This is a genomic window from Corynebacterium sp. MSK019 (assembly GCF_030232425.1).
GTDB classification, from domain to species: Bacteria; Actinomycetota; Actinomycetes; order Mycobacteriales; family Mycobacteriaceae; genus Corynebacterium; species Corynebacterium jeikeium_D.
In genome coordinates, this window is the sequence record NZ_JASPJT010000010.1 from 113469 (window position 1) to 122884 (window position 9416).

The window sequence follows — 9416 nt, forward strand, 5'->3', positions numbered from 1 at the left end:
AGCGCCCCAGCCGGCGCCCCCCTAACTGCCCCTAGTAGTAGAACGGGAACTCGTCCCAGTTCGGGTCACGCTTTTCCAGGAACGCTTCCTTGCCCTCGACGGCCTCGTCGGTCATGTACGCCAGGCGAGTAGCCTCGCCCGCGAAGACCTGCTGGCCCATCAGTCCGTCATCGGTCAGGTTGAAAGCGAACTTCAGCATGCGCTGCGCCGTTGGGGACTTACCGTTGATCATGCGGCCCCACTCCACCGCGACATCTTCCAGCTCAGCGTGGTCGGCGACCTCGTTGACAGCGCCCATGCGGTGCATGGTCTCAGCGTCGTAGGAACGGCCGAGGAAGAAAATCTCGCGGGCAAACTTCTGACCAACCTGCTTCGCCAGGTAGGCCGAGCCATAGCCGGCATCGAAAGATCCCACGTCAGCGTCGGTCTGCTTAAAGCGGGCCTCCTGGCGGGATGCCAGTGTCAGGTCACACACCACGTGCAGGGAGTGTCCGCCACCTGCGGCCCAACCATTGACCACGGCAATGACAACCTTCGGCATAGTGCGAATCAGGCGCTGCACCTCCAGGATGTGCAGGCGGCCACCCTCGACCTTGGCACGCGCGGTATCGATGGTGGATGCGTCCGCGGTAGCGTCGTCATGCTCGTGGGATGTGGCGTACTGGTAGCCGGAACGACCGCGAATGCGCTGGTCACCACCCGAACAGAATGCCCAGCCACCGTCCTTGGTGCTCGGGCCGTTACCGGTCAGCAGCACAACGCCGACATCCGGGGTGCGACGCGCGTGGTCGAGCGCGCGGTAGAGCTCATCGACAGTGTGCGGGCGGAACGCGTTACGAACCTCCGGGCGATCAAAAGCAATGCGCACAATGCCGTTTTCGCGGCCCTCGCCGACGTGGCGGTGGTAGGTGATGTCGGTCAAATCCTCAAAACCATCAACCGTCTTCCACTGCTCAGGGCGGAAGGGGTTATCGGTCGAGTACTTCGCGGTATCAGTCATGGCTTCCAGCATAAAGGTCTCTAGCATGAGGGGTATGTCTGTGTCCGCTGCGCCCAACATCCAGCTTCCGCCAATCGACGACATCCTCGGCCGCGCCCACGTCGTGGCTCTGCCCATGGCAGTGAAATTCCGTGGCGTCACCACTCGCGAGGCGCTCCTCATCGACGGCCCCGTTACCTGGGGAGAGTTCGCGCCCTTCCTGGAGTACGAGGCACCCGAGGCCGCCGCGTGGTTGCGCTCGGCCATCGAATGCGCATACGTTGGCCTGCCCACCTCGAAGCGCGAGTTTGTCGAGGTCAACGCCACCATCCCCGCCATCACACCCGAGCAGGTGCCGGAGGTCGTGGGGCGTTACCCCGGGTGTCGCACGTTTAAGGTCAAGGTCGCAGAGAGCGGCCAATCGCTTAACGACGACATCGAGCGCGTAGCCGCCGTCCGCACCGCGGTGGCCGAAGCCTATGGCTATGAACCTGTTGTGCGAGTGGATGCGAATCGTGGCTGGTCGGTGGAGCAGGCCATCCGCGCCGCTCATGAGTTGGGTCCGCTGGAGTACATGGAGCAGCCTGTTGCGACTGTCGCCGAGCTCCGCGCGGTCCGCGACGCAGTGGGGGAGTTTTGCCCGATTGCTGCCGATGAGTCGATCCGCAAAGCTGAGGATCCGTATTTGGTTGCGCGCGAACAGGCGGCTGACGTGGGCGTAATGAAGGTTGCGCCGCTTGGCGGGCCACGCCGTTTGCTTCGGTTGGCCGAGGAGCTGGCGGTGAAGGTGACCGTCGCCAGTGCCTTGGATACAGGTGTTGGCATGGCCGCCGGTTTGTTCACGGCGGCGGCCCTGCCTGTGACCGAGCTGCAACCGGTGCCAAACGCAGCGGGTTTGGCCACGTCCTCGCTGTTTATCGAGGACGTCATCGAGCCCCGGCCACTTATCGATGGCCGACTGCCCGTCACCAACCCCGCTCCCGACCCTTCCCGCCTGGCCGAGCTCGCCGCGCCGGGCTCCCGCCGCGATTGGTGGTTCGACCGCCTCCGCGCGGCGTATGCCCATCTATAACGCTAAGAAAGTGACTAGGTTTATGACACTTTGAGCCCGAAAAACGGCTTCCAAACTGACATAAACCTAGTCAGTAACTTCCGGCAAGTAGCCTATTGAGTGTGAACAATAACCAGGACACCCCTCAAGACCCGGACACCGGCGCGGTCGAAACCACTCACGCCGTCCAGTCCACACAAGCCCCATCCGCAGTGGTAGCGGGCCTCATCGTCGATGAGCTGCTGCGTCTCGGCATGGTCGATGCCGTGGTGTGCCCGGGTTCCCGGTCCGCCCCGCTCGCCCGCGCTCTGGTCCAGGCCGCCGACGCGGCGAAGGTTCGCCTCCATGTGCGCATCGATGAACGCTCTGCCGCCTTCCTCGCCCTCGGCCTGGCCTCGCGCACCCGCAAGGTGACCCCGGTAATTACAACGTCCGGCACAGCAGTGGCGAACCTCGTGCCCGCCATGGTGGAAGCCACCGCGTCGGGCATTCCGCTGTTGGCACTGACCGCCGACCGCCCCGCGCATTATCGCGGCACCGGCGCGAACCAGACCATCGTCCAGGACCGCCTGTTCGCTGATGCCTCTGTCGTCGAGTTCGATCTGGACGGCACCGCCCCGGTCACGAAGGCCACCGCCGCGCAGATCCGCGCTCGCATTGATCGCGTTGTCGCCGCCATGGCATCCGGCGCCGGCCACCTTAACGTCCGTTTTGTCGAACCGCTCGTGCCTGACGACGACTCCGTCGCCGACATCCCCGAGGGCCGCGCCGATGGCGGCCCCTGGACCACGATTGCGCCTACCAACAGCAACAACGTCGGCGTGGCCGCCACCGCAACCGGCCCGGCCAACGCGGCTAGCACAGCCACAATTGACATCAGCCGCCGCACACTCGTGATTGCGGGTTCGAATGCCCCGCACCTGCCGGCGCTGGAGGATTTGCCAACCATCGCTGAGCCGAATGCGTATGCGCCGGCGCACCCGGTGCACCCGCTCGCGGCGGGCACTTTCGCGCAGATTCCGCCGGAGCAGATCGTGCTGGTCGGCAGGCCGACGCTGCACCGAGGTATCTCTAAGCTGCTGGCCAATCCGGATATCGAGCTGACCGTTGTCTCCGAAGCGGAAAACCACGGTTTTGGGGTGGAGTTCCCGGATGTGACGGCGAACGCAAGGGCCGTCGTTAGGCATGTGCAGACTGTGGGGGAGCAGGACCCGCAGTGGACGAAAATCTGTGAGGCCGCCAGCGAGTTGGCGGTGAAGTCCGTGCGAGAGACGCTTACCGAGTCGATTGAAGCGGAGGAACCGCTGACCGGATTTCATGTGGCGGCGGCTCTGACGGACAGCCTGCGCACGGGTGACAATGTGGTGCTGGGCGCGTCGAACCCGGTGCGCGATGCGTCGTACACGGGCCTGCCTTTCCCCGGTGTGAACACGTATGCGGGACGAGGTGCCGCGGGCATCGACGGCACGGTGGCGACGGCAATCGGTATTGCGCTGGCGTCCGACCGCGAGCATGCCGACGAGATCCGCCCGCCGCGGACGATTGCACTTATGGGGGACCTGACGTTCCAGCACGACTCCGCAGCGTTGGCAATTGGGCCGCTGGAGCCGAGGCCGGAAAACCTCACCATCGTGGTGGCCAATGATGCAGGTGGCGGTATTTTCGAGACGCTGGAGGCGGGCAGCCCGGTTCTGCGGGGAAGCTTTGAGCGCATCTTCGGCACCCCGCAGGGCGTGGACTTTGAGGGCATCTGCCAGGCTTACGGGGTCGAGCACGTGCGCGTTGACCGCCTCCCAGATCTGCTCGCGCAGTTGCACCCGGATACCGACGTCGATGGCATCCGCGTCATTGAGGTGGCGACCACGCGTGCGACGCGTCGGCAGTTGCATCACAAGCTGGCATACAATGCGGAGATTGGGGTGCTGGACAAGCACTAGCTGGAAACAATCAGAGACAGAAAAATAGGAGGTCGCGACCGCCATGCAGTGGAAAACTGCCCTGGCCAATTGGCCGCGCTTCCTTCGTCAGGTACTGCTCTTTGTAATGATTTGCCTGTTGCTGTCGTGCCTGGCCATGGTGGTTGGCTGCTTCATTAATGACCGCAATATCGAGTCGAACATGGGGCAGTCCGTAGCCAACGTGCGCTCGGTCGAGCTCCTTCGCACCACGGTTGATTTCGTCGACGAGAATGGTGATTTTCAGTCGCCGCCAACCGGTTTGCTCTATCCCGTTGGTCTGGAAGAGGGGCAGCGCGTCCGCGTCGAATACGACCGCACTGATCCCAATGTCGTCCGCGTCGCCGGACGCACATGGACGTTGTCACTTCTCCCGGCGACCAGCATCGCTGTGGTTGCATTTCTCGTCGTCGCGCCGTTGTGGTGGTTGTCGTTGCGCGCAACCCGTCGTTTACAAAGAGATCCCCAAAAGGTAAACAGAGGGTCACTTTCGCTTTCCGACGAGATGGAAAACTAGCACCATGCGCGTTGCCATCATTGCTGAAAGCTTCTTGCCCAACATCAATGGAGTGACAAACTCCGTGCTGCGGGTGTTGGAACACTTACGCCGTGAAGGACACGAGGCGCTGGTGATTGCGCCGGGCGCTCGGGACTGGCAGGAAGAGGCAGAGTTCTACTGCGACTACCGCATTGAGCGTGTGCCCACTGTGATGGTGCCGTTGATTGATTCGCTACCGATTGGTGTGCCGAACCGTCGGGTAGCGTCGGCGCTGACGCAGTTTAAGCCGGATGTTGTCCACTTGGCTTCGCCATTTGTGCTCGGTGGTGCGGGCGCGCTGACTGCCAAGGCACTGGGCATCCCGGCTGTGGCCATCTATCAGACGGACGTTGCGGGTTTTGCCAAGAACTACAAGTTGGCGGGGCTCTCCACGGCCGCATGGTTGTGGACGCGCGTGATTCACAACTCCTGCGCCCGAACGCTGGCGCCGTCGTCGCCGACTATTGAGGACCTGCAGGATCACAAGATTCGTGATGTCTACCGCTGGGGCCGCGGTGTTGATGCGGTTCGCTTTACTCCGACAAAGCGTAGTGAAGAGCTCAGGAAGCAGTGGAGCCCGGAGGGCAAGCCGATTGTTGGTTATGTCGGCAGGCTCGCGGCGGAGAAGTCTGTGGAGCGGCTGGCAGCGCTGAACGGCCGCGATGATATTCAGGTGGTCATTGTCGGCAATGGCCCGGAGCTGCAGAAGCTGCAGAAGCAGATGCCGAATGCCGTCTTTACCGGACAGCTCACCGGCGATAAGTTGGCAGCGGCATTCGCCAGTCTGGACGTGTTCGTCCACACCGGTGACTTTGAAACCTTCTGCCAGGCGGTACAGGAAGCCCACGCCTCCGGTGTGCCGGCCATCGCTCCGAACGCAGGCGGCCCGCGCGACCTGATTACCAACGACGTCAACGGCTACCTGCTGGAACCCAAGACTTTCACCCGCGATTTGGCTGAGGCGGTCGACAAGCTGCTGCTCGTTGACGATGAGCTGGCACGTAAGCAGCTGCGCAACCGCTGCCGCGACACCGTGACCGAGCGCACCTGGGAAGCACTGTGTGCAGACCTGGTTCGCCACTACGAGGAGGTTTCTGGGGTTTCCGCGGCCGAGACGTCAAGCAAGGTCGCAGCAGATGCGATTGATGCCTCCCATGCAGGTGCTGCTACGCGTCAGAAGTCGGTCGCGTAATCTGGACATCGTGTCTAGGGCTGATTTAACGAAAAATCCCAGCGAAGTCGCCTCGATGTTCGATGGCGTGGGGAAGAATTACGACATCACTAATACCGTGCTCACCGGTGGCATTGACCACTACTGGCGCGTGCGCACGGCAAAGCGCCTGAACCTGCAGCCTGGCCAGAAAGTCCTCGACCTGGCCGCCGGTACGGCTGTTTCATCAGTGGAGTTGGCAAAGTCTGGCGCATACGTCGTTGCCTGTGATTTCTCCCGAGGCATGCTCAAGGCCGGTGCACACCGCGATGTTCCCAAGGTCTGCGGTGACGGCATGAAGCTGCCATTCCCGGACAACACCTTCGACGCGGTGACCATCAGCTTCGGTCTGCGCAACATCGTGGACTACAAGGCGGGCCTCGCTGAGCTAGCTCGCGTGACCAAGCCCGGAGGCCAGCTAACAGTCTGCGAGTTCTCCACCCCCGTGATGCCGGTGTTCAGCACCTTCTACAAGGAATACCTGATGCGGGCACTGCCGCAGATCGCCAAGGTCGTCTCCTCGAACCCGGAGGCCTACGTGTACTTGGCGGAGTCGATTCGCGCCTGGCCAAACCAGCCGCAGCTTGCCCGCGACATCAATGCCTCTGGCTGGGAGGATGCCGGTTGGCAGAATCTCACCTTCGGTATCGCAGCGCTGCACTCGGCAACCAAGCCCGCACAGTAGCTCGCTAGCCCGCAGCAAAGCCCTGTCGCAGGGCCCGTCGTAAAGCGATTCCTACTGCCAGGGCTGGCGCCCGAACCACTTATCGGAGGCCAGCGCTGTCCTCCCCGAAGCGCGCCAGAGTCGCGCCACTACGTCGCGGTCGTGTTCCGTGACCAGGTTTCCCATCAGGCGTGCGGCAACACCCATGAGCTGGCTTCCCCACGGGGCGCCGATGGTCAGCGGGCCGACCGTGGGAAGGAAGCTCGGGTACGTCAGCGTCAGCGCCAACTTGCGAGCCAGCGAGAAGCCGGTGCCGTAGTGCTCGCGAAGGAGGGCGGGCCAGGAGTGCGTCAGCCCATCGCGGCCCGCACCAATCGAGCTAATCAGCTCCACCGCCAGCCGCGCCGACTCCATGCCGTAGTCAATGCCCTCACCGTTGAGCGGGTTGACCAAGCACGCAGCATCACCGAGCAACGCCCAGTTGGGCCCCGCCACATTCGACACGGCACCGCCCATCGGCAGCAACGCCGACGTCACGTGCTCAGGCTCGCTCATCTGCCACTGATCGCGCACCTGTCCGTGGTACTCACGCAGCAACTTCTTCACATTCGTGCGCGCCGGGCGTGCCGACGTCGCCAGCGCCCCACACCCCACATTCGCCCGGCCCTCGCCCAGCGGGAAAATCCAGCCATAGCCCGGGTGCGTATGCCCTTCGGAGTCGCGCAGTTCCAGGTGCGAGTGAATCCAGTCATCCGCTACGTCTGCGCTGTCGAAGCTGACATACGACCGTGCGGCCACGCCAAAGACGCTGTCTCGATGCCACGCACGCCCCAGCTGCTTGCCGACGGTACTGCGGACCCCATCGGCCACGAGCAACCAGCGGGCCGAGATGGTGTGTGGCTTGCCCTCGCGGTCGGAAAGCTCCACCTCGCGCACGCCATGACCCCGCGTGCCGCCAGTGTTCAGCGCTCCGAGAACCACCTTCCGCGCAGTGAGCCCATCAAAGACCTGCGCACCGGCATCAGCGGCGGCATTGAGCAAGAAAGTGTCGAGCTCAACTCGCGGCATCGCGGATCCGACAGCGGGAAAAGTGCCGGAGGCATCATCTGGCCAAGGTGCGGTGATGGAGCCGCCGAAGCCGTGCAGCTTGAGTCCGCGGTTGCGGTTGCGGCGCAGGAGCTCGTCGTCAAGCCCTAGACGACGTAGCTCAGCGATGGCGCGAGGAGTGAGCCCGTCGCCACAAGTTTTGTCGCGCGGGAAGCGCTGGGAGTCGACCACAGTGACCGAAAAACCGGCGCGGGCGGCGTGAATTGCGGCTGCGGAGCCGGTGGGGCCTGCGCCAACAATGAGCACGTCAGTGCTGCTGGGTAGAGCGACGGTGCCGTCGAACGTGGGGGAAACTCGCGAAATCGGGCTTGAGGTCATTGCCCCAGCGTATAACGACGTTGAAACAAATATGGGAACTGGTCTGCTAGCCACTATGCTCGTAAGGTAGTTTATTTAGCAGTTTCTTATCTTTTATCGTCAGTTAGGCAGGTCTCGAATGCGTACTGGAGACTACTCCGGGCTTAGTTCCGGAAGTGCTCAGGGCACTGGTGAGCACACCGCCACTAGTTCTCACTTCGTTGATGAGGCGCTGGAAGCAACAATCACCGAGGGAATGCGCAAGAGCGAGGACCTCCTGATTACCGAGCTGGGGCGCGGCGAGGACTTCCTAGTCGAGCGGGTTTCCCACCTAGCTCACGCTGGTGGTAAGCGCTTCCGCCCGATGTTTACCATGCTGGCCGCGCAGTTCGGTGAGAACCCGGAGTGCGATAAGGTCATCACCGCCGCGACGGTGCTGGAGCTGACGCACCTGGCGACGCTCTACCACGACGACGTCATGGATGAAGCGGATAAGCGCCGCGGCGTGCCCTCCGCAAACTCGCGCTGGGACAACACCGTCGCCATTCTGGCCGGTGACTACCTCTTCGCTGCTGCGTCCCGCCTGCTGGCAGAGCTCGGCTCCGAGAGCGTGGCTCACTTCGCTGAGACCTTCGGTGTTCTTGTCACAGGTCAGATGCGCGAGTGCCTCAACGACTTGGACCTGCCGATTGAAGAGCGCATCGAGCGCTACCTGAAGGTCATTGCCGAAAAGACCGGTGTGCTCATCGCATCGGCCGGTTATCTCGGCGCCTATCACGCCGGTGCGTCCGCCGAGATTTCCAACGCGCTGCGCCGCTATGGCGAACTAATCGGTATCGTTTTCCAGATTGTCGACGACATCATCGACATCTCCTCCAATACCGATCAGTCCGGCAAGACTCCGGGCACTGACTTGCGCGAGGGCGTCTTCACGCTGCCGGTTCTCTACGCGCTGCAGGAGGACACCCCAGCCGCTGACCGCCTCCGTGAGATTCTCGTCGGCCCAGTCTCCGACGACGCGCTTGTCGACGAGGCCCTCGAGCTCCTGGCTCAGACCAACGGTGTGGCTCGCGCGATGGAGAAGGTCAATGAACTGCTGGATGAGTCCGACCGCGTCATCGCTGACCTTCCTGACTGTGCGGCCAAGGAGTCCCTGCGTCACGTTGCTCGCTACACCGTGGAGCGCGTGGGGTAGTGGATTGAGCTCCATCGGCGAGATGGGCCTAGGGGTGAGCACTGCTCTGAGGTGAGCTCTGCTCTGGGGTGAGTTCTGCTGAGGGGTGAATCCAGGTAGGGAAATATCCTCTCGACCTGCCGATTTGTGTAAATGACAGAGTAGTGGGTAGCATTCCATTCGCACCGTTTAAGAGTGCACGCCAGATTGCCCGAGCGGCCAAAGGGAGCGGATTGTAAATCCGTCGGCATTGCCTTCGTTGGTTCGAATCCATCATCTGGCACAGTGAAATCACCGCGAGAATTTTCTCGCGGTGATTTTTTTGTAGGGCCCGTTGATGGGGATGCGGGGTAGGGGCTCGAGTGAGGGGTTAAGTAAAGAAAAGTGTGTCTTTTCCGGGCGTGTTGCGGTTATTTGATCCAGCCTTTTTGGATGCCGAGG

Annotated in this window: 8 protein-coding genes and 1 tRNA gene; 7 read left to right on the forward strand and 2 right to left on the reverse strand. The window is 62.5% G+C overall.

Annotation, left to right across the window (positions count from 1 at the left end; all coding sequences use genetic code 11):
- Nucleotides 1-31: 31 nt before the first annotated feature.
- Nucleotides 32-1012, reverse strand: coding sequence for a 1,4-dihydroxy-2-naphthoyl-CoA synthase (locus QP982_RS08595; RefSeq protein WP_016422029.1), 981 nt, complete (start codon nucleotides 1010-1012; stop codon nucleotides 32-34).
- A 13-nt stretch (nucleotides 1013-1025) separates the two neighbouring features.
- On the opposite strand from QP982_RS08595, the gene QP982_RS08600 reads away from it, so the two are divergent.
- From QP982_RS08600 to QP982_RS08620, 5 genes are all read left to right on the forward strand, one after another.
- On the forward strand, nucleotides 1026-2051 hold the full coding sequence (locus QP982_RS08600; RefSeq protein WP_284870424.1) for an o-succinylbenzoate synthase: 1026 nt from the start codon (nucleotides 1026-1028) through the stop codon (nucleotides 2049-2051).
- A 191-nt stretch (nucleotides 2052-2242) separates the two neighbouring features.
- Nucleotides 2243-3967: a 2-succinyl-5-enolpyruvyl-6-hydroxy-3-cyclohexene-1-carboxylic-acid synthase gene (gene menD, locus QP982_RS08605; RefSeq protein WP_141744763.1), complete on the forward strand. Its 1725-nt coding sequence runs from the start codon at nucleotides 2243-2245 to the stop codon at nucleotides 3965-3967.
- 43 nt (nucleotides 3968-4010) lie between these two features.
- Complete coding sequence (locus QP982_RS08610; protein WP_016422033.1) at nucleotides 4011-4502, forward strand: DUF3592 domain-containing protein; 492 nt, start codon at nucleotides 4011-4013, stop codon at nucleotides 4500-4502.
- Between the two features lie 4 nt (nucleotides 4503-4506).
- Nucleotides 4507-5715 carry a glycosyltransferase family 4 protein gene (locus QP982_RS08615; protein WP_016422034.1) on the forward strand — a complete coding sequence of 403 codons (1209 nt, stop codon included), beginning with the start codon at nucleotides 4507-4509 and terminating at the stop codon, nucleotides 5713-5715.
- A gap of 10 nt (nucleotides 5716-5725) precedes the next feature.
- On the forward strand, nucleotides 5726-6418 hold the full coding sequence (locus QP982_RS08620; RefSeq protein WP_042388380.1) for a demethylmenaquinone methyltransferase: 693 nt from the start codon (nucleotides 5726-5728) through the stop codon (nucleotides 6416-6418).
- Between the two features lie 51 nt (nucleotides 6419-6469).
- Here QP982_RS08620 and QP982_RS08625 read toward each other — a convergent pair whose 3' ends face one another.
- Nucleotides 6470-7822 carry a geranylgeranyl reductase family protein gene (locus QP982_RS08625; protein ID WP_284870425.1) on the reverse strand — a complete coding sequence of 451 codons (1353 nt, stop codon included), beginning with the start codon at nucleotides 7820-7822 and terminating at the stop codon, nucleotides 6470-6472.
- Between the two features lie 118 nt (nucleotides 7823-7940).
- Between QP982_RS08625 and QP982_RS08630 the strand changes: the two genes are divergently transcribed.
- Both QP982_RS08630 and QP982_RS08635 read left to right on the forward strand, forming a co-directional pair.
- Nucleotides 7941-8996 carry a polyprenyl synthetase family protein gene (locus QP982_RS08630; RefSeq protein ID WP_070438072.1) on the forward strand — a complete coding sequence of 352 codons (1056 nt, stop codon included), beginning with the start codon at nucleotides 7941-7943 and terminating at the stop codon, nucleotides 8994-8996.
- A gap of 180 nt (nucleotides 8997-9176) precedes the next feature.
- Nucleotides 9177-9258 (forward strand) — tRNA-Tyr (locus QP982_RS08635).
- Nucleotides 9259-9416 lie beyond the last annotated feature (158 nt).